At 67.7% G+C, this 20,474-nt stretch carries 12 protein-coding genes; 10 read left to right on the top strand and 2 right to left on the bottom strand.

Going from position 1 to position 20,474, the window contains the following annotated elements:
- Window position 1: 1 nt before the first annotated feature.
- From DES52_RS04260 to DES52_RS04270, 3 genes are all read left to right on the top strand, one after another.
- Window positions 2–874: an SDR family NAD(P)-dependent oxidoreductase gene (locus tag DES52_RS04260; RefSeq protein ID WP_110885560.1), complete on the top strand. Its 873-nt coding sequence runs from the start codon at window positions 2–4 to the stop codon at window positions 872–874.
- Window positions 871–2,388 (top strand): class I adenylate-forming enzyme family protein, encoded by a 1,518-nt coding sequence (locus DES52_RS04265; RefSeq protein WP_110885561.1) that lies wholly within the window; start codon window positions 871–873, stop codon window positions 2,386–2,388. The genes DES52_RS04260 and DES52_RS04265 overlap by 4 nt, the downstream gene beginning before the upstream one ends.
- Window positions 2,389–2,522: 134 nt before the next feature.
- The gene (locus DES52_RS04270) at window positions 2,523–4,961 is read left to right on the top strand and encodes an HD domain-containing phosphohydrolase (protein ID WP_146237182.1); all 2,439 of its coding nucleotides are present in this window, start codon (window positions 2,523–2,525) and stop codon (window positions 4,959–4,961) included.
- On the opposite strand, the gene DES52_RS04275 is transcribed toward DES52_RS04270, so the two are convergent.
- Window positions 4,948–5,910 carry an SDR family oxidoreductase gene (locus DES52_RS04275; RefSeq protein ID WP_110885563.1) on the bottom strand — a complete coding sequence of 321 codons (963 nt, stop codon included), beginning with the start codon at window positions 5,908–5,910 and terminating at the stop codon, window positions 4,948–4,950. The genes DES52_RS04270 and DES52_RS04275 overlap by 14 nt on opposite strands.
- Window positions 5,911–6,079: 169 nt before the next feature.
- On the opposite strand from DES52_RS04275, the gene DES52_RS04280 reads away from it, so the two are divergent.
- The 3 genes from DES52_RS04280 (at window position 6,080) to DES52_RS04290 (ending at window position 11,553) form a co-directional block, all read left to right on the top strand.
- Window positions 6,080–6,580 carry a hypothetical protein gene (locus tag DES52_RS04280; RefSeq protein ID WP_110885564.1) on the top strand — a complete coding sequence of 167 codons (501 nt, stop codon included), beginning with the start codon at window positions 6,080–6,082 and terminating at the stop codon, window positions 6,578–6,580.
- A 210-nt stretch (window positions 6,581–6,790) separates the two neighbouring features.
- Window positions 6,791–9,169, top strand: coding sequence for an ATP-binding protein (locus DES52_RS04285; protein WP_110885565.1), 2,379 nt, complete (start codon window positions 6,791–6,793; stop codon window positions 9,167–9,169).
- A 62-nt stretch (window positions 9,170–9,231) separates the two neighbouring features.
- Window positions 9,232–11,553 carry an ATP-binding protein gene (locus DES52_RS04290; RefSeq protein WP_110885566.1) on the top strand — a complete coding sequence of 774 codons (2,322 nt, stop codon included), beginning with the start codon at window positions 9,232–9,234 and terminating at the stop codon, window positions 11,551–11,553.
- A 9-nt stretch (window positions 11,554–11,562) separates the two neighbouring features.
- Here the strand turns inward: DES52_RS04290 and DES52_RS04295 are convergent, their stop codons facing one another.
- Window positions 11,563–12,051, bottom strand: coding sequence for a cupin domain-containing protein (locus DES52_RS04295; protein WP_110885567.1), 489 nt, complete (start codon window positions 12,049–12,051; stop codon window positions 11,563–11,565).
- A gap of 454 nt (window positions 12,052–12,505) precedes the next feature.
- Between DES52_RS04295 and DES52_RS04300 the strand changes: the two genes are divergently transcribed.
- From DES52_RS04300 to DES52_RS04315, 4 genes are all read left to right on the top strand, one after another.
- Window positions 12,506–13,408, top strand: a complete 903-nt coding sequence (locus DES52_RS04300; RefSeq protein ID WP_110885568.1) for a hypothetical protein — start codon at window positions 12,506–12,508, stop codon at window positions 13,406–13,408.
- Window positions 13,409–13,654: 246 nt separating this feature from the next.
- Complete coding sequence (locus DES52_RS04305; protein ID WP_110885569.1) at window positions 13,655–19,006, top strand: thioester reductase domain-containing protein; 5,352 nt, start codon at window positions 13,655–13,657, stop codon at window positions 19,004–19,006.
- Complete coding sequence (locus tag DES52_RS04310) at window positions 19,003–19,740, top strand: lysoplasmalogenase family protein (protein ID WP_110885570.1); 738 nt, start codon at window positions 19,003–19,005, stop codon at window positions 19,738–19,740. The genes DES52_RS04305 and DES52_RS04310 overlap by 4 nt, the downstream gene beginning before the upstream one ends.
- Entirely contained in the window at window positions 19,740–20,417 is a 678-nt protein-coding gene (locus tag DES52_RS04315; protein WP_110885571.1) for a 4'-phosphopantetheinyl transferase family protein, read from the top strand. Before DES52_RS04310 ends, DES52_RS04315 begins: the two co-directional genes overlap by 1 nt.
- Window positions 20,418–20,474 lie beyond the last annotated feature (57 nt).

Here is a 20,474-nt window from a genome sequence, read left to right on the forward strand (position 1 = left end):
CGTGTCGACCTTCGCACGCTTCTTGTTGTCCCCGCCGCGCTGCCGCGACTTGACGTCGTTGCGGCGGGTCGTGCGCGGAAAGACGGTGCTGATCACGGGCGCGTCCTTCGGCATCGGCGAAGCCACCGCCAAGCTGTTCGGCGCGGCGGGCGCGCACGTCGTCCTCACGGCGCGCACGCAAGACAGGCTGCGCGAGGTGGCGCGCGCCGTGGAAGCGGCGGGCGGACGCGCGACCGTCTTGCCGCTCGACCTTTCGCGTCCGCACGACGTCGACGCCTTCGTCGAGACGTTGCTGCGACTGCATCCACGGGTGGACGTCGTGATCAGCAACGCCGGGAAGTCCATTCGGCGCTCGGCCCTCCTCGCCCGTGAACGGCGCGACCTCGAACGCTCGCTCGCCGTGAACTTCACGAGTCCCGCCGCGCTGCTCCTCGCCTTGCTGCCGAGCATGATCGCGGCGGGCGGCGGGCGGATCGTGAACGTCTCGACGGTGTCCGCCAAGCCTCCCGCCGCGCCGAGATGGGCGTCGTATCAAGGCAGCAAGGCGGGCTTCGACGTGTGGCTCGGCAGCGTCGCCGGGGAGATCGAACCGCTCGGGGTGCGCGTTGCCAGCGTGTACTTGCCGCTCGTGAGAACGCGCATGAGCGCCGCGAGCGGTCTGTACGACCGACTGCCCGCCCTCACGCCGCTCGACGCCGCCTGGGTCGTCGCGGGCGCCGTCGTGACGCCGCGTCGCCGCGTCGCCCCGTGGTGGCTGGGCGCGCAGGAACTCGTCTCGCTGCTGCTGCCCGGCGTCGTGAACGCGGCGCTGAGCCGCGCCGAGGCGTACGAGCGGCGCCGTGAAGCGAGCGGCGGATCGGGGAAGACGCCGTGAGCGTGCTGGCGGCGCTCGCTTCGACGGGTCTGTTGAGAAGCCGGCCCGTGAGCGCGGTGCGTCAAGCCGTCAGGGTCGCGCTTCGGCACGGCCCGAACTTGTACGCTCTCGCTGCCTGGACGGCCGCGCGCTTTCCCGACCGAACCGCGCTCGTCGAGCTCGACGGATCGACGTCGTACCGAGCCCTCGTCGCGAGAGCGAACGTGCTCGCCGACGCGCTGACCGCCCGCCTTTCCGGGAACGGAACGGTCGGGTTGCTGATGCGTAACCACGCGACGTTCGTGGAGGCCCTTTTGGCTTGCGAGCGCGACGGGCGGCGCGTCGTGCTTCTCAACACGACGTGGTCCGCCCGCGAGGTGCGCGAGGCGTGCGAGCGGCACGACGTTCGACTGCTGCTCGCCGACGACGAGTTCACGGGCGAGCGCCGCGAAGACGACACGCCCGCTTGGTCCACTTCCGAGATGCGTGCCCTGCGACGCGACGATACGCCGCGCCGCGCCGCGCGGCGCGCGAAGAGCGGCCTCGTCGTTCTCACGTCGGGCAGCACGGGACCTCCCAAGGCGGTCGAGCGACGCTCGAAGTCGTTGCTCGTCCTCCCGATCCTCGCGCACCTCGCGTCTCACCTGCCGCTGAGAATGCACGCGCCGACCCTGCTGACCCTCCCGATGTTCCACGGGCACGGTCTCGCGGCGCTCGCCTGCGCCCTCGCGCTCGCCGCTCCCTTGCACGTCTTCGAGCGCGGCGCGACCGAGGCGTTCGCCCGGGTGCTCGCCGAGCGCGACATCGAGGTGCTCGTCCTCGTTCCGACGATCCTGCACCGTCTGATCGACGTGGACGCGCGGGCTCCCGAACTGCGCGCGATCGTGTGCGGATCGGCGCCGTTGCGCGCCGCCCTCGCGCGGCGCGCCCTGTCACACTTCGGCCCGGTCTTGTTCAATTTGTACGGCTCGAGCGAGGCGGGCCTCGTTTCCCTCGCCACGCCTTCGCGGCTGCTCGCCGCGCCCGATTCGGTCGGTCGCGTCTTGCCGGGGGTGCGTGTGTCGGTTCGGCGGCGCGACGGAGCGTGCGCCCCGCCGAGCGAACTCGGTGAAGTCGTCGTGCGAAGCCCGCTCGTCGTGTCCTCGCTTTCAGGGGGAGAAGTCGCTACCGGCGATATCGGTCGGCTCGACACGTCGGGCTGGTTGCATTTGGAGGGACGCCTCGACGACCTGCTGATTTGCGGCGGGGAGAACGTCTCGCCCGAGGCCGTCGAAGTTCGCGTCGAGACCTTGACGTACGTGCGGGCGTGCGCCGTGTTCGGTTTGCCCGACGAGGAGTACGGCCAAGTGCTCGGGATGCTGGTGGTGTCCGCCCCGGAAGTTCCCGAGGCCGCCGTTCGCTTGCGAAGCGACCTCGCCCGCCTCTTGCCGAAGGCCCTTCGGCCAAAAGAGGTCACGTTCGTTGCCGAGTTGCCGCGCACCGCTTCCGGCAAACTCGACCGCGCACGAGTGCGACGTTTGGGCGACCGTGTGTGATCGTCCTCGATCTTCGGTACACTGTACGGGGCTTCATAGACCCTTGAAGTAAGAATGGTGTGAATTCGCCGTACCCACGTTTGGCAAGCGCGCCGCGCTCCTCATCTCCCGCCCTTCGTTTTCCCGAGGCTTTCGTGACTCACCCTCCTCAACCGAATTCACTCGTCACGCCGCCCGCGCTCGATGACCCGCTGTACAAGGTCCTGATCGAACGCAGCGCCGAGATGTACGCCTTAATCGACGAGCACCGCCACGTGCGGTACTTCAACGCGGCCGCGCGCTGCTTCTTCGGCGACGCGAACCTCGCCCGCCTTCGACCAGGGCAAGACGATGGGATATCGGTCTTGGACCTCGTGCATCCCGACGACAGCGTTCGGTTGCAACCCACCTTGCGCAACTTGCTGCTCGGCGTCACCACACCCCTGTCGCCCTTTCGCGTGCAAGACGGCGGCGGCCACTGGCGTTGGTTCGAGGGCACCGTCGTGAATCTGCTGAACGAGCCCGCCGTGCGTGGCTTGCTGCTCAGCGGGCACGACGTCACGGAACGCGTGCAGTCCGAACAGCGGTCGAAGGCCTTGGAGCACTTCACGAACGCCCTCACCCGCGCCCGTGACACCGAGGAGGTCGTGCACACCATCTTGCACGAAGGCTTGGAAGCGATCGGCGCGCGCGCGGGCGGCGTCACCCTCGTGAGCATGGACGACGAGTCGCGCGGCGAAGTCCTCGGAACGGTCGGGTACCCCGAGCGAATCGAACGTCCCTTTCGGAGGTTCAGTCTTCAAGCGGCCATTCCCGTCGCGGACGCCGTTCGTACGGGAAGCGACCTCTTCCTCACGGTCGAGGACTGGAACGTGCAGTATCCGCACTTGCGTCACGCGCGCTCCAACGGCACCGGCAGCAACGCCGTGCTTTCCTTGAAGACGGAAGGCAAGGTCATCGGCGCGCTCACCTTGACCTTTCACGAAGACCGAGCGTTCAGCGAAACGCGGCGGCGCTTCCTCGGGGTCGTCGCCGCTCAATGTGCGCAAGCGCTGCACCGCGCCGAGCTCAACGCCCGCTTGCAACGACATGAACGCCGCTACCGCAAACTCGCCGAGTTCAGCTCGGACATCTTGACCCTCGTGGACGCCGACGGCACGATCGTGTACCAAAGTCCGTCCATCGAACGCATCCTCGGGTACACCGCCAACGAGCGCCTCGGTCACGACGCCTTGGAAGGCATCCATGCCGACGACGTCGAGGAAATCGCTCACCTGTTCCGCGAAGTCTGCGCCGAGCCGAGAGCGACGATTCTCGCGACGTACCGCTTTCGCCACAAGGACGGCCGCTGGGTGTGGCTGGAGTCGACGTGCACGAACTCGCTGCACGACCCCGACGTCGACGGCATGATCATCCACTCGCGCGACGTCACGCCCCGCAAACTCGCCGAGGAAGCCGTGCACGCCCAACTGCGCCGCTTTCAGCAACTCGTCGCGCTCACGAGCGAGTTCGCCGATCAACACTCCACGACCTCCATCGTTCAAAAAGCTTTACGGCGCTGCCTGGACCTCACCGAGTACCAGTACGGCGTTTACTTTCCGAAACTCGGCGACGCCTTGGCCGAACCGATGTTCGTCGGAGAGCAAGCCGAGCGTATGCTCAGTTACACCTTGCCGCTCGTTCATCGGCACCGCCAAGGCGTGATCGGACACGCTTCCAGAACGCACGAGGCGATCTTCTTGGATCACGACGTGCCCGTCCTGACGCCGCCCGAATCCCTGCCGCGCGCCGTATGGACCTCGCTCGCCTTCCTGCCGGTCGTCGTGAAGGACGTGGCGCAAGGCTTCCTCGCCTTCGGAACGAACGAGGCCGTGAAGGTCAGCCAGGAGACGCGCCGCCTGCTCGCCAGCGTCGCCGAGCAGATGAGTCGAGCGATCGAACGCAACGACCACCTGCACGAACTGCAGCGCTCGCGCGAAGAAACGCTGCGCGCCATCGGCCTCGTGCTGGAGTACCGCGATTACGAGACGGCGGGCCACACGGACCGCGTCGTCAGGCTCGCCGACCGCCTCGGTCGCGCTCTGGATTTCAGTCCGAGCGACTTGGAGGCGTTGAGGTGGGGCGCGTACTTGCACGACGCGGGCAAGATCGCCATTCCCGACGCGATCCTCCTCAAGCCCGGCAAGCTCGACGCGCACGAGTGGGACGTCATGAAGCGCCACTCAAGACTCGGCTTCGACTTGCTTCGGCACATTCCGACGTTGCCGCGCGAGACGCTCGACATCGTGCTGTACCACCACGAACGCTGGGACGGCACCGGCTACCCCGCCGCCTTGAGCGGTCAAGCCATTCCGCTCGCGGCAAGAGCTTTCGCCCTCGTGGACGTGTACGACGCCCTGACGGACAAGCGCCCGTACAAACGCCCGTGGACGCACGAGGAAGCGCTCGCCGAGATCGAACGCACGACCGGAACGCATTTCGATCCGCGCGTCGCCGAGGCATTTTTGCACCTCATGCGCCAGGAAGCTTTCCAAGTTCCCTCGGCCGACCCCGAGCGTTCCACGCCAACCGCCGAACCGCTCAACGACTCGTGACGAGATTCGCCCCCGTCGGCATCGCGGGCGCTTGCCAGCGCGCCGCGGTTTCGAGAGCGTACCGAGCGAACGGGCGCGGCGGACGGCCCAGCAGGAACGTCGTCTCTTGGACTTCACGCGGCGACGTCTTCACCTTCACCCCGCCCAGCAAACGGTAGCTTTCGCGAAAATCCACGGCTTTACGCCCGCCGTACAACCGCTCGAAGAGAAGGGCGGCGGCTTCGAAATCCGGCGCGTACGCCACGGAACGCCCGAGGGCCACGCTCCAAGCGGCCGCCGACTCCTCGCCCGTGAGGGACGTCGGGCCGACGAGCGAGTACGCGCCCGACGCCACCGAGCCGTCCAGCAGGGCCCTCGCCGCCGCGTCGCCGATGTCGCGGGTGTCTACGCGCGGCACGAGCCCCATGGGCAGGATGAAGCGGCCCGCGAGCAACTCCTCGCGAATCAGCTCGTCCATCTGAAAGTAGTTGCCGGGAGTCAGCACGACGGAAGTCGTACGTGACGTTCGCACGCGTTCGGCGATTCGAAGCTTCGGAATGTAATGCGGCATCATGCGCCCGAACAGCGTTCGCATGGCGAGACGCGTGAAGCGGTTGGCGCCGCCCGCATGCACGCCCGAGAAGACGAGACGGGTCTGCTCGCGCTCGCAAGCGGCGACGAAGTTCTCGGCGAGTTGCTCCTCGTCGGCGTCGTGCGGTGCCACGAAGAACGCGGACCGCACGCCCCGAAGTGCGCGGGCGACCGCGTCACGGTCTTCCAGCGTTCCGACGACGCGATCGACGTGCGCGGGCAACGCGTCGACCTTGTCGAGCGAGCGGACGAAGACGCGCACGGACGCGCCGCGTTCCAACAAGGCCCGCACGACTTGCGAGCCGACGGCGCCCGTCGCTCCCGCGACGAGAACGGGGCGTTGCGCATCGGATTCCTGAAGTTGATTCCTGGCGTTCATGACGACCTCCTTGCCTCTTGGCGTTCGTACGGTACGAAGCTCGCCCTGATCGGGGCGTGATCGGTAAAGCGAGCCGAGGCCCGGACCAAGGGCCTGATGCCGCGTTCGGCGATCACGGGCCGATCAGGGCCGTGGTCGTACCTTCGGATCACCTCGAAAGGAGGCCCTCATGAAACCTTCCCTGCGCCGCTTCTTCCTTCTCGCCTCGCTCGTCACGCCCGTCTCGCTGATCGGAGCGGCTTCGGCCGCGCCCGCCGTCCCGTCCGTCATGGTCGGAAGCTGGTTGTACGGCCGACTCTCGCCGATCGAGTACTACGACCGGGGCACGAACAAATGGCAAGACGCCAGCGGCGCGTCCGAGATCGTCACGTACCGCGCCGACGGCACGTACGAGCGAACCCGCCTGCTGTCACTGACGACGTTCAACTGCACGTCCAAGCTCTTCATCTACGAAAAGGGCACCGTGAAGATCGACGGCGACCGCCTCACGTACCAGCCACGCGAAGGCGTGAACAAGGGCTACACCTGCAAGCCGTCGAACAGTTGGAACACCACGCAGATCAACCCGGAAACGTACACGCTGCACTTCGAAAAGAACACGGTCGGGAAGGACGTGATGGTACTGCGAGGCAAGGAGTCCGAAGCGCACTACGGCCGCTACGACCGTTGACGTGCATGACGAGTGAGAGGAGGCCCACGCGCAAAGCGTGGGCCTCCTCTCACTCGAGGGTCGATCGACCGTTCTCGCACGAGCCCGCGTCAAAGCGAGCGGCAACCTCCGGGGCTGCTCCTTCACGATGGCCTTGCGCCTCCGCGACGTCGGCGTTCGGGCCGCCGAGCGCTCGATTCGGTCACCGCGCGTCGCGAAGGCGGCGCTATAATGAAGCGACCTTTAGGAAAGGAAGCCGGGGCGATGCTGGAGACGATGGCCTACGTACAACCATTCAGCGCGGCGGGAAGTCCTACCGGCCTACCGAGTGCGGCGTTGGTGGGCCGTGAGCACGAGCTGAACGCCTGCAGCGTCTTGCTGCGGCGTCCATCCGTGCCCCTGTTGACCCTGACGGGGCCCGGCGGGGTGGGCAAGACGCGCTTGGCGCTCGCCTTGGCGCAACTCGTACACGCCTCGTTTTCGGACGGTGCCGCCTTCATTCCGCTGGCGGCCGTTCAAACCCTCGAGCAGATCGTTCCGACCATGAACGAGGCGTTGGGCATCGAGCCGGACGGCAAGGACCCTCTCGTGGCCTTGACGGGCGCGTTGCGCGACCGCGACATGCTGCTGGTGCTCGACAACTTGGAACACCTGCCCGCCGTCGCGCCGCTGCTGCGTCACCTGCTGCAGCACGCGCCGCGAGTTCGCCTGCTCGCCACGAGCCGCGCGCCCATCCGCCTCACGGGCGAACACGAGTATCCGCTGTCTCCGCTCGGCCTTCCGGCACAAGGCGCCAGCTTGGACGCCGCGCGGGCATCCGAGGCGGTCGAACTGTTCACGCTGCGCGCCAAGGCGGTGAACCGCGCCTTCGAACTCGACGCGGGCAACGTGGACACCGTGTGCGACATCGTACGGCAACTCGAGGGCCTGCCCTTGGCCTTGGAACTGGCCGCGGCCCGTCTCAGGATCTTCTCTCTGGAGGCCCTGCACGCGCGCCTCGGACAAAAGCTCGCCTTGTTGGGAGGCGGACCGCGCGACCTTCCGGCTCGGCAGCGGACGCTGCGCGCCACCCTCGACTGGAGCTTCGGTCTGCTCGACGCCGACGAGCAGGATGTGCTCTTGAGACTTTCACCGTTCGTCGGAGGGTTCTCGCTCGACGCGGCGGAAGCCATCGCGGGCCGAGAAGACGTCTTGGACCTTCTCGCGTCCCTGCTGGAAAAAAGCTTGCTGGTACGCCGTCAAAACGACTTCGAAGCGCGGTTCGGCATGTTGGAGACCATCCGCGAGTACGCGCTCGAACGCTTGGAAGGAAGCGCCATCGAAGCCGCCGCGGCCCGAGACGCGTACACGCTTCAGCTGTTGGAAGCGGCGGCGCCCCACTTGACGGGGCGTGATCAAACCCGCTGGATGGCGCGACTCGAGCAGGAGGCTGGAAACGTCCACGCGCTTCTCTCGGGCGCTCAAGCGCGCGCGGACGGCGTCACGCTCGCTCGTGCGTGCGGCGCGCTTTGGTACTTCTGGTGGATGCGGGGCGCTCACCAAGAGGCGCAGCAATGGGTGCAAGCCGCGCTTCGGCACGCCGAGACCTTGCCGCCGCCGCTTCTGGCCGGCACCTTGCTCACCGACTGCAGCGTGAAGTGCCGCCTCGGCCACTACGAAGACGCCTGGAACGCCGGGATTCGCGGTTTGCAAGCCTTGCGCCACCTCGCGCCGCCTCTCGCGCCCGCACTTCAAGCCGTGGAGTTCTTGCTGCGCTTCGGAATCGGCACGGCAACGATGAATTTGCTCAAGGCCGACGAGGCGCGACAAGCGTTCGCGGCGGCGTTGACGTGGAGCCTCGAGGCTCCCAATCTGTCGTACCGCACCATCACGCTGCACGCCCAAGGACGTCTGCACCTCGCCTTGGGCGAGGACGAAGCCGCTTGGCGAGTGATGGAGCAAGCGGTGAAAGCGGGCCGTCAACAGGACGACGTGAACACGCTCGACTTCGCCTTGTACACGCAGGCCTTGTGCGCCCACGCGCGAGGCGACGCCGTCACCGCACGAACGGCCTTGAAAGAAGGCTTGGAACTCTCCGCCTCGTCGGGCAACACGCTGCACTTGGCGTACGGCTTGGAGACCGCCGCCGTCCTCGCCTCGGCGCGCTCGAACTCCTTGAGCCGAACGGTCATGGAGCACGTGAAGCGTTGGCGTGACGATCACCGCACGGCGGTCACGCCGATCGAAGCGTGCATCTACCGACGCTTCCTTTTCGAGCCGAGCGTTTCGGGGGACGGCGCGGGGCCCTTGCAAAACGCGTCTTTGGAAGCGGCCGTGCCGATCGTTTCGGCGTGGCTGGACGAGGCGCGCGAGGCACCTGCTCGCGGCGCGGCGCCCTCCTCGGTTCAAGCTTCCTCGGCGCGGTCGCGTGACGACTTGACGGACCTCTCGCCGCGCGAATGGGACGTTGTGCGCTTGGTCGCCACCGGCTTGTCCAACGCCCAGATCGCCTCGAGGCTCGGGATCCGCACGGTCACCGTGAACGCCCACCTGCGAACCATCTTCTCGAAGTTGAACGTCACGACTCGCACGGCCGCCGCTCGTTGGGCCGTCACGCACGACGCTTCCTAGCATCGCCCGACGTCCACCCGGCGCTTCTCACGACTCTCCCCACCGTTCAAGCCGAGGCCTCCATGACTTCTTCCGACTTCGCGACCAACCTTCCTTCCTCACCGCCGTCCTCGTGGCCGGTCGCCAACACGCCCCTGGTCGGCCGAGCGGCGGAAGTCGACGATGTGCGGTCCCTACTGGAACGCCCCGACGTCTCGCTGGTCACCGTGACGGGCCCGGGCGGCGTGGGCAAGACGCGCTTGGCCGCCGCCGTCGCCGCACGGGCGCCGTGGCCGGCGATCATCGTGCCCTTGGCGGCGGTGGGCGCCGAGGCTCAAGTGCTGTTCGCGTTGACGTCCGCGCTGGGCGTGGAGCACTTGGGCAACGATCCCGCCTCGGCCCTCGCCGCCTTTCTCAAAGAGCGGCAACTGCTGCTGGTCCTGGACAACTTCGAACACTTGCTGGGCGCCGCGCCGCTCATCGCGCACCTGACGGCGCAAGCTCCAAGCGTGAAGTTCCTCGCGACGAGCCGCGCGCCTTTGCGGCTGACGTCCGAGTGGGAGTACGCGCTCGAGCCTCTCGCGCTGCCCGACAAGGACGCCGCCTGGCAAGCCGAGACGCTGCGTGACGTGGAGGCCGTTCAGTTGTTCGTCGACCGCGCGCGTGCCGTGGCGCCCGAATTCGAACTCACCGATCAGAACGCGCGAGAAATCGCCGCGATCACGCGGCAACTCGACGGCCTGCCCTTGGCCTTGGAGCTTGCCGCGGCCCGTGTCCGGCTCATGCCTCCGGCAGAGATGCTCACGCGCCTCGCGCGGCCCTTGCCGCTGCTTCGCGGAGGGCCTCGGGACGCGCCCGAACGACAAAAGACGTTGCGAGCGACGCTCGACTGGAGCTTTCACCTGCTCACCGCTTCGCAACAGCGCTTGTTGGCGCACTTGAGCGTCTTCGCCGGAAGTTTCACCGTGGACGCCGCCGAGGTCGTGAGCGGCTCCTCGGATGTGCTCGACGAGATTTCCGCGCTCAGCGAGCAAAGCCTGGTGCGCTCCCTGCGAACGCCGGACGCCACGTCACGCTTCGCGCTTCTCGAGACCATTCGCGAGTACGCGCGCGAGAAACTCGCGGCGAGTGGGGAAGAGCAGGCCGCGCTGCAACGCCACGCCGAGTACTACGTCTCGCTGGCGGAACGGGCCGAGCCCCACTTGCGAGGACACACCCAGATGGCGTGGCTGCCGCTGCTCGACGCCGAGCACGACAACACCCAAGCCGTCATCTCGCGGGCGCTGGAGGCGCGGACGCCCGACGTGGTGGGACGCCTCGCGTGGGGGCTTTGGTACTACTGGTGGCAGCGCAACCGTCACGTTCAAGGACTGCAGGATTTGCGTGCCGCGCTCGAACAGGAGTTCGAGTCGGAGTTCCAATGGGCGCGCGCCCTGTTCGCGGCGGGCGGCATGGCGTACCTGCTCGGCGATTTCGAATGGGCGACTTGGTGCGCCGAGCGCGGCTTGCCCGCCATGCGCCGCTCCGGGGACTTGCTGGGCATCGGGCATTACCTCGCCGCGCAAGGCACCATGGCGATGTACCAAGGCGCGTTCGACGCGGCCGAGCAGATGCTTCGGGAAGCGGCCGAGGCGTACGAGGCGTTCGGTTCGGCGTGGGGCGTCGGCTACGTGGAATTGGGCCGAGCGCGCATGGCACTCTTGCACGGTGAGATCGAACGGGCCTCCTCGTTCGCCGAGCGGGCCGTGGCGTTTACCCGAGAATCGGGCGAACGGTACTACCTGACGTTCAGCTTGCAGTGCCTCGCCCTCGTGCGCAGCGTTCAAGGTCGTCACGACGAGGCCGAGGAAGCTTTGCGAGAAGCTCTGGGCTTCGCCTTGGAAACCGGAGACCAAGGCAGCTTGGCGTACGTGCTGGAGGGCTTCGCCGTGCTGGAAGCGGGCCGCGGCCACGTGGCCGCGGCCGGAGAGTGGCTGGGCTCGGCGCAGACGGTCCGCGCCGAGAGCTTCGTGGCGGTCACGCCCACCGAGGACGCGTTGTACGCGCAACTGTTCGCGCCGCTTCGCGCGTCCTTCGCCAGCGCCTTCGAGCAAGCGCAGGCCCGCGGCCGCTTGTCGTCGGGCGCTCGCGCGGCCGAGCGTCTTCGAAGCGGCGCCGCGCCTTTCGCGGAAAGCGGCGAGGTTCGCGCGGCGCCCGAAGTCTCGGGGCCGCCCGTCGAACTGTCACCGCGCGAACTGGACGTGCTGCGTCTGATCGCGGCGGGGCAGACCAATCCGCAAATCGCGCGCGAGCTGGACGTGAAGCCCGTCACGGTCGCGACGCACGTTCGCTCCATCCTGCACAAGCTGAACGTCCCTTCTCGCACCGCCGCCGCCCGCTGGGCCTTCGATCACGGCCTCGTCTGAACGCGTGGATCAACTCGAAACGCCCGGCGTCAACGCGACGCTCAAGTCGAACAAGGTCTGCAAGTGAGCGTGCTGCTCGGCGGTGAGCGTTCGCCCGTCGGGTGAGCGGACGAGCAGGCTCGCCAACTCCTCGTACGACCGCTCGTGACCTGGCGGTGTCAGCAGCAGCAGGAAGCGGGCGGCTTGCGCCGTCTCGTTTCGGTACGCGTGGTGCACGCCCGGAGGAATGACCAGCAGGCCGCCGGGCCGCAATTGCCGCGCTTGCCCGTCCAATTGCACGGTCGGCGCGCCTTCCAGCACGAAGCAGGCTTCCAGCGTTCCCGCGTGCCGATGCGGACCGGCGAGCGACTCGCCGCCCGGCAAGCCGATTTCCAAGAGTGACCACGCGCCCCGCGTCATTTCTGCCGTGCCGCGAAACGTGAGCGTGCATCTTCCCAAGGTGAGCGTGAGGCACTCGTCGGAATGGTTGAGTTGTGAAGGCGGACCGGCTTCGGACATGGCGTCACTCCTTGCTTTCCTCGCTGGAAAGATGGCCTCAAGCTAGCGGCCCGAACGATCACTTGGCATCGTTAAATCGAAGGACCCCCGCGCCTCCTCACGCCCGCCCTTGCGCGCGCCGCCCGCTCTCGGCGACGCGCCGAAGGAATTCACGCCTTGTCGGCCGCGTCGTGGACGCGTTGGTTCGACTTGACGAGGCGCCGGGGAATCGTGCGCGACGGCACCTCCTCCACCCTGACGATGTGCAGCGAACGAACAGGGCCTACCGTGAAGGCCGTCACCCCGGGAAGCAAAACCCCGAGACGAGCCTTCGGGTGACCTGCCGGTTCCTGGAGACGAGGTGCACGCATCGATTCTTTCCACGCGGGGCGCGACCCCGCTGGCCCGTTCGCGCCAACCGCGCGGATCGTACGAACCTGCCCGGCGTCGACGCCGCAGGACTAAGGAGACCGAGATGAAAAAGACACTGCCTGCCGTTCTCGCCACCACCGCCGCGCTCGCCCTCTCGCCGTTCGTGCAAGCCGCCGCGACCCTGCCCGCTCCTCTGCTGGGCCAGTGGATGACCACCAGCGTCGGAGACACGTACTACGTCACGTCCGGAGGACAAACCAACGGGCCCAGCGGCACCGGCGTCACCTTCACCTTCACGACGGACGGTCATTACTCCGAGGGCGCCTACCACAACGTCGCCATGTACAACTGCAACACCGGCTTTTTCGGCTTCACGGAAGGAACCGTCACGGCGGCCAACGGCAAGCTGACCTTCAAGCCGTTGAAAGCCAGCCTTCGCCAGTGGGCGACCTGCTCGGGGAAAGACACCAAGGAGGACGTGAGCGACGACCCGAACATCATGAAGGTCAAGACCCTCGATTACCGCGTGGCCGCCAGCGACACCACGCCCGGCGGCAAGGTGCTGACGCTGACGCAAGCCAACGGGCAACCCTACGCGACCTTGCGCTCCAATGGCGGCGCGCCCGCCACCACGGCGAGCACGACGACGGCGAGCCGTCCGCAAAGCGACCCTCGCGCGGGCCAAGCGGTGAGCGGCACCGTGAGCTTGCCGAACGGGCAGTCGGCGAAGGGCGTGGTGGTCTTGGCGTGCCCCGTGGACGGTGGCTGCGAGAACACGGCGAGCGTGCGGTACGTCGTCATCACCACCGAAGGCGCGAAGGCGAACTTCCGGCTGGAGGAATTGGGCGGCGGACAGTACAACCTCTTGGCCTGGAAGGATTTGGACGGCGACGGACAGTACGGTTCGGGCGACTTGGCGGGCGGGTACACCAAGGACGGGCAGAACGTCTCGACCGTCACCGCCCCGGCTCAAGGCCTCGCCATCAAGCTCGACCTCGTGCCTTGACGCTCCGCACCTCGGCCTCGGGCATGACTTGACCCTCCGCCTCTCCCTTGCGTGCGTCCCCTGCCGCGCACGAGCGCCGAGCCTCCTTCGGCCCGCTCGCTCCGCAGGGGCCGCCCCGCCAAGAAGGCGCTCCCGACTGCTTCGGTACGGTCATTCGACTCGACGGACGTGCTTCGGTCGGCCCTTCCCCCTCTGCACCGCCACGGTCTCGTCGGCGCGTGGTTTTCACGCCTCGGAGGTTTCCTTATGACTCAGCTCGTTGCCCGCACCCTCGTCGAACTTCTGCACGCCCGTGCCGAGCGCACGCCCGACCGTGTCGCGTACCGCTTCCTGATCGACGGGGAACGGCAGGAGGCCACGTTCACGTACGCGCAACTCGACGAGCGCGCCCGCGCCGTCGCGTCGCGCCTGCAAGAACTGGGGGCGACGGGAGAGCGCGTCCTGCTGCTGTTTCCGCCGGGCCTGGACTACATCGCCGCGTTCTTCGGCTGCCTCTACGCCGGGGCGGTCGCGGTGCCCGCCTATCCGCCCGCGCCGGGACGAGGCGAGCGACGCCTGGGCCGATTGCGCACCATCGTCGCGGACGCCAAGCCCAAGGTGGCGCTCACGACGCGCACGCTGCTCGGGGCCACACCGATCCTCTTCGCCGACGCGCCCGAGTTCGCGCGGATGCAGTGGGAAGCCGCCGACGCGCCGGACGGGGCGTCGGGCTGGGCGGCGCCGCGCGTCAGCGAGGACAGCTTGGCGTTCTTGCAGTACACCTCGGGCTCCACCGCGGCTCCCAAAGGCGTGATGCTCACGCACGGAAACTTGCTGCACAACTCCCGCTTGATTCACCGGGGCTTCGGCAACCACGAGGACCGCCACACGGTCTTGTGGCTGCCGCTCTACCACGACATGGGTTTGATCGGCGGCGTGCTGCAACCTTTGTACTCCGGGTTCTGCGCGACCTTGATGTCTCCCACGGACTTCCTGCAGCGTCCGCTGCGGTGGCTGGACGCGATTTCCCGATTGGGCGGGCGCTCGGCGGGCGGACCGAACTTCGCGTTCGACTTGTGCGCGCAAAAAGTCACCGACGAGATGAAGGCCACGCTCGACCTCAGCACGTGGGAAGTGGCCTTCACGGGCGCGGAGCCGATTCGCGCGGACACGCTGGCCCGCTTCGCGAAAGCCTTCGCGCCGTGCGGATTTCGCCGCGAAGCCTTCTTTCCCTGCTACGGCTTGGCGGAAGGCACGCTGTTCGTGTCCGGCGGTCCCGCCCGCTCCCTTCCGGCGGTGCGCAGCGTGCAAGCGGACGCGTTGCAGCACGGGCGCGTGAGCTCCGCCTTTCCCGGGGAGGACGGAGCGCGGGTGCTGACGGGCTGCGGCGTTCCGAGCCCCGAGCAGCGAGTCGAGATCGTTCGTCCCCAAACGGGCGAGGTGTGTGCGAACGACGAGATCGGGGAGATCTGGGTTTCGGGCGGCTCCGTCGCGCAAGGCTATTGGAACAACCCCGCCCTCACCGAGTCCACCTTTCGAGCGCACCTCGCGAACGACCCGCACACCCCCTTCCTCCGCACGGGCGACCTCGGCTTCGTGCAGGACGGGCAATTGTTCGTCACGGGCCGCATGAAGGACGTCGTCATCATTCGGGGCCGCAACCACTACCCGCAGGACATCGAGCAGACCGTCGAACACGCCGGCAAGCACGTTCGACCCGGATGCAGCGCGGCGTTCTCGCTCGACGTGCGCGGCGAAGAACGCCTCGCCGTGATCGCAGAAGTGGACCGCCACGCGCCGCGCGGCGAGCTCGGCGACGTCATCGCGCGCGTGCGGCGCGCCATCGCCGAAGAGCACGGCCTGCCAGTGTACGCCGTGACCCTCGTCGCGTTCGGCAGCGTTCCCAAGACGTCGAGCGGAAAGATTCAGCGGCACGCGTGCAAGGCGGCTTTCCAAGACGCACGCTTGCGGGTGGTCGAGCAGTGGCTGGAAAACGATCCTGGCGGACCGGAGGACGGACCGCGCGAAGCGGCGACGCCCGCGCCGGACGCTCCGAGCGACGAATCCGACACCGCCTTCCTCGCGCGCTTGGAGCAAGCCGACCTCGCCGAAGCGCGCGCTCTCGTGGACGAGGCGCTGCGCTCGACCATCGCGCGGCTTCTGAATACGCCCGCTCACCGCGTGACCGTCACGGAACCGCTGACGGCGCTGGGGTTGGACTCGCTGCAGTCCATGGAGCTCAAGGCCAAGTTGGAGCGAACCTTCGGCGTGACGTTCTCCCTGGAGGCCTTCGTGGACGGCCCGACGATCGCGGGGTTGCGGGAGGTGATCTTGCTCGAACGCGAGCGGACGCAAGCCGAGCGCCGCCCGAAGTTGCAGGTGGCGCTCGCGGCGACGTTCACCGCCGAGCCCGTCTCGGACGCCTTCACCCACTGGCTTTCGCACGTCGGCATGCCGACCGAAGTCCGCTTCGCGCCGTACGGGCAGGTGTTTCAGGAACTCCTCGATCCTCGCGGCACGTTGGGACGCAACGCGGGCGGTGTGAACATCGTGCTCGTTCGTGTCGCCGACTGGATGCGCGGCGAAGAATTCACTCGAGAGGGCCGTGACCGCGTTCGGGACGCCACCGCCGAGTTCGTCCGCGCCTTGCGTGTCGCCACGACGCGCGTGAACGCCCGCTTCCTCGTCGGCTTGTGCCCGTCGGTCGCGGGTGACGAAACGCCCGAGCACCTCGCCTTCCTCGAAAGCGTGACCGAGCAACTCGGCCATGAAATAGACGCGATTCCCGGTGTGATCGCCGTGCCCGCCGTTCAGGCCGCTCGGCGGTACGGCGTCCGGGACGTGTACGACGAGCGCGGCGACACGCTGGGGCACATGCCGTTCACCCGCGAGTACTACGCCGCCTTGGGAACGCAACTCGCGCGAACGGTGAGCGCCACGCAGCGCGAAGCGTGCAAGGTGATCGTCGTGGACTGCGACAACACCTTGTGGAGCGGCGTCGTGGGAGAAGACGGTCCGCGTGGCGTTCAATTCGCCGAGCCGTACTTGGCCCTGCAGCGCTTCTTGGTGGAGCAGCAGGCGCGCGGGGCGCTGGTGGCGCTGTGCAGCAAGAATGCCGAGGCCGACGTGCTCGCCGTCTTCCGCGAGCGTGCCGACGAGATGCCCTTGGCGTTGCGTCACGTCGTCGCGCACCGCGTGAATTGGCAGCGGAAGTCCGAGAACCTGGAGTCGCTCGCGGCGGAGCTGAACTTGGGGCTGGACAGCTTCGTCTTCATCGACGACAATCCGCTGGAAGTGGCGGAAGTGCAGGCGGCCCTTCCGGACGTCTTGTGCGTGACGCTTCCCTCGCGCCCGCACGACATTCCCGCCTTCCTCGAACACCACTGGGCCTTCGACCGCGTCACCGTCACGGCGGAGGACCGCGCCCGCACCGAGTCGTATCGCCAAAACCGCCAGCGAGCGGCCGTCGAAGCGCGCTCGGTCACGCTCGACGACTTCCTCGCCGCCCTCGACTTGCGCGTGCGCGTCGCTCCCGTCGTCGCGGGCGAGCTCGAACGCGTCGCGCAACTCACCCAGAAGACCAACCAGTTCAACACCACGACGCGGCGTCGGCGCCTCCCCGACTTGCAAGCCTTGCTGGACGGCGGTTGGCAATGCTTCTCCGTTCACGTGAGCGACCGCTTCGGCGATTACGGCTTGGTTGGCGCCGCAACCGTGCACGCCGAAGGACCGTGCCTCACCGTCGACTCGCTGCTCCTGAGTTGCCGCGTGCTTGGCAAGCGCGTCGAACACGCGCTGGTGCAGCACCTCGCCGAGTACGCCGCGCGCCACGGTCACCAAGCCCTTCGCTTGGAGTTCCGCGCCTCCGACCGCAACACTCCCGCTCGGGCCTTTCTCGAGAGTCTCGGCGCCGCCGGTCGTGACGAGAACGGCGACGGCTTCACGCTCACCCTTCCGGTCCACGAAGTCGAGGCGCGCCTCGCCGCCCCCGAAGGGGAGACGCCGTCGCCGTCGCCCGAGGCGCGACCGCCCGTTCGCACGCGTCACGTTCGCACGGGCGACGCGGGGCTGTGGACCGATGTGGCCCGACACACGCGAAGCGCGCAAAGCATTCTCGCCGCGATCGGAACGCGAAAGCGCGCCCGCCCCGCCTTGTCGTCTCCGTACGTCGCGCCGCGGTCACCTCTTCAGCAGGACCTGACGGCGGGATGGAGCGAATTGCTGCGCGTGGAGCCCGTCGGGCTGTACGACAGCTTCTTCGACTTGGGAGGAGATTCGTTGCGCAGCGCCGCCCTCAGCGCCAGGATCTCCCGCGATCACGGCGTGGACTTGTCCTTGGCGCAACTCGCCAGCCCCACGGTCGCGGAACTCGCCCGCGCGATCACGGATTTGCAAGCCGGACGAAGCCTCACGCCGAGCGCGGCGCTCGCGTCCCTCGAAGGGGAAGTGACGCTCGACCCCGCCATCGTGGCGCGGCCCGACGCGCCGCCTCGCCTCGGCGACGCTCGCCACGCGCTTCTCACCGGCGCCACCGGGTACTTCGGAGCGTTCCTGCTGCGCGAACTCCTCGACGGGACGTCGCTCACCGTGTCCTGCCTCGTTCGCGCCGACAGCGAAGCTGAAGGGCTGCGGCGCGTTCGGCGCAACCTCGAAACGCACGGCTTGTGGCAGCACGAGGACGCCGCTCGAATCCGCGCCGTTCCCGGCGACCTCGCGCAACCTCACCTCGGCGTGGGCGTGAAACGCTTCGAGGCCCTCGCCAAAGAGATCGACGTCATCTACCACAACGGCGCGTGGGTGAACTTCGTGTACCCCTACGAGGTTCTTCGCGGCGCGAACGTTCGCGGCACCGAGGAAGTCTTGCGGCTCGCCGCCCACGGCCACGTGAAGCCCGTGCACTTCATCTCCACCCTCGGCGCGTTGATGTCGAGCGCGTACCCCGCCGGACAGCGCGTGTCCGAGGACGCGCCGCTCGAGCACTGCACGTGGCTCGCCAACGGATACGAACAAAGCAAGTGGGTCGCGGACCGGATGGTGCAGCACGCCCGAGAGCGTGGCATCCCGACTGCCATCTACCGCGTCGGAATGCTGACGGGTGACAGCCGCACCGGGGTGTACAACAAGACGGACGAGTTTTTGACGGCGATGATCAAGGGCTGCATTCAACTGCAAGCCATTCCAGATTTGGACACGGAAGTCGAACTGGTGCCGATCGATTACGTGAGCCGCGCCGTGGTGCACATTTCCAAACAGCCCGGCGCGCTCGGCAAGGCCTTTCACATCAAGCATCCGGACGAAGTGCGCGCCGCCGAGATCACGCGCTTCATTCGTCAGGCCGGATACCCGCTGCGTGTCGTTTCATTCGACGACTGGAAGCAGGAATTGCTCGCGGGGTTGGGTCGGCGCGACAACGCCCTGTACCCGTACAGCGACTTTCTCAAGGCCCTACACGAGCAGCAGTGCCGCATGCCCGACCTCGACACCGCGAACACCTCCACCTTTCTCGCCGACTCGGGCATCGCGTGCCCCAACCCACAGGCGTTGCTGAGCGCGTACTTCCGGTACTTCGTTCACTCCGGATTCCTTCCGGCGGCGCGTCCCGAGGCGGTGCTGGCATGACGCGCGCCGCGCTCGCCCCGCGCCTTCCTTCGAAGCGCCCGACCATGCGAAGCGTCCTGCGGCTTCACGCGAACGGTTGGACGGGCGCGTACATCCTGGCCGCCGCCGCCGCGCTCTGGTCGGCGCAGGCGGCCGGGCCCGGCGTGTTCATGCTGCTGAAAAGCCTCCCGGTGCTCGTCCTGCTCGCCGATGTCGCCCTCGCTCGGGCGCCGCGCCTCTCCCGGTTCACGGCGGCATGCGCGACGGTCGCCTTGGCCTTCGCGCTCGTCGCGGGCGCCGTGATCGTCGTCGATTTTCACCTCGGCACGGCCTTGTGGCTGGGAACGCACGCGGCGATAATCGCCGCGATGGGTGTGACGCGCGCCCATCCCGCGCGGCAACTGCTCGTGGCGCTGCCGTCCCTGCTCGTGGCGCTCGGCATGCTTCACCTCGTCGCGCCGCGCCTGGAGCCGTCGCTGTACTGGACGGTCGTCATCTACTCCCTGGTACATCCGACGGTCTTCGCTTGCGCGAGCGTTCGCGCGCTCGTCACTCGGCGGGATCCCTGGTCATACGTCATGCTGGCCGGGTCGGGACTGTTCATGCTGTCCGACACGCTCCTCGCCCTCAACCGCTGGGTCCTGCCCGTTCCCCTCTCGGGCCTCGCGCACCAGTCCGTCTTGGTGCAGGGCACGTACCTCGTGGGCTTGTGGCTGTTGATCGCGGGCCTGCCGCCCAGAAAGGAGCGGATGTGATGACGCTTTGCACGGCCCCGACCGTTTCGCCCCTCCAACTCGGCGACGTCCACGTGTGGCGCGTGAACCTCGACGTGGAGGCGCGCGACCTTCGATTTTTGCTGAGTTCCGACGAGCAAGTCCGCGCGGCGTCGTACGCGTTTTCCGACGACCGCCGTCGCTTCGTCGTCGCCCGCGCCGCGCTGCGCCGCATTCTTGCGGCCTACCTGCACCTCTCACCGCGGGAAGTGTCCTTCGAGTACGGCGCCGCCGGAAAGCCGACAGTGCGAGGCGTGCAATTCAACGCTTCGCACTGCGCGAACCTCGCGCTCGTGGCCGTATCGACCCAACCCGTCGGGATCGACTTGGAGGGCGTCCGCCCCTTTCCGGACGCCTTGGCGGTGGCGTCCTCGTTGTTCACGAAGGAGGCGTCGGCCCTCCTGAGGGCCACCGACGCACGCGATCGAGAGCGAGTGTTTTTCGAGCTGTGGACGCAGCACGAAGCGCGCGTCAAGGCGACGGGGCGAGGATTGGTGGGAGGGCAGGCGTCGCCCGAGGAGCACACGTGGCCCAGCGTGACTTGGACGCCCGCCGAGGGCTTCGTCGCCTCGCTCGTCTGCGAAACGCGAAGTCGCCTTTCGGTCGGCGAGTTTGACGCTGACGTGCCACCTTTTGGCCGCTTGCCCGCGAGCATTTGAGCCATCGGGGGCAAGGTCTACGCCGATGGCGCTTCGTTCGGCAAAAGCAAGAACCCC

The sequence above is a fragment of the Deinococcus yavapaiensis KR-236 genome, assembly GCF_003217515.1.
GTDB lineage: Bacteria > Deinococcota > Deinococci > Deinococcales > Deinococcaceae > Deinococcus_A > Deinococcus_A yavapaiensis.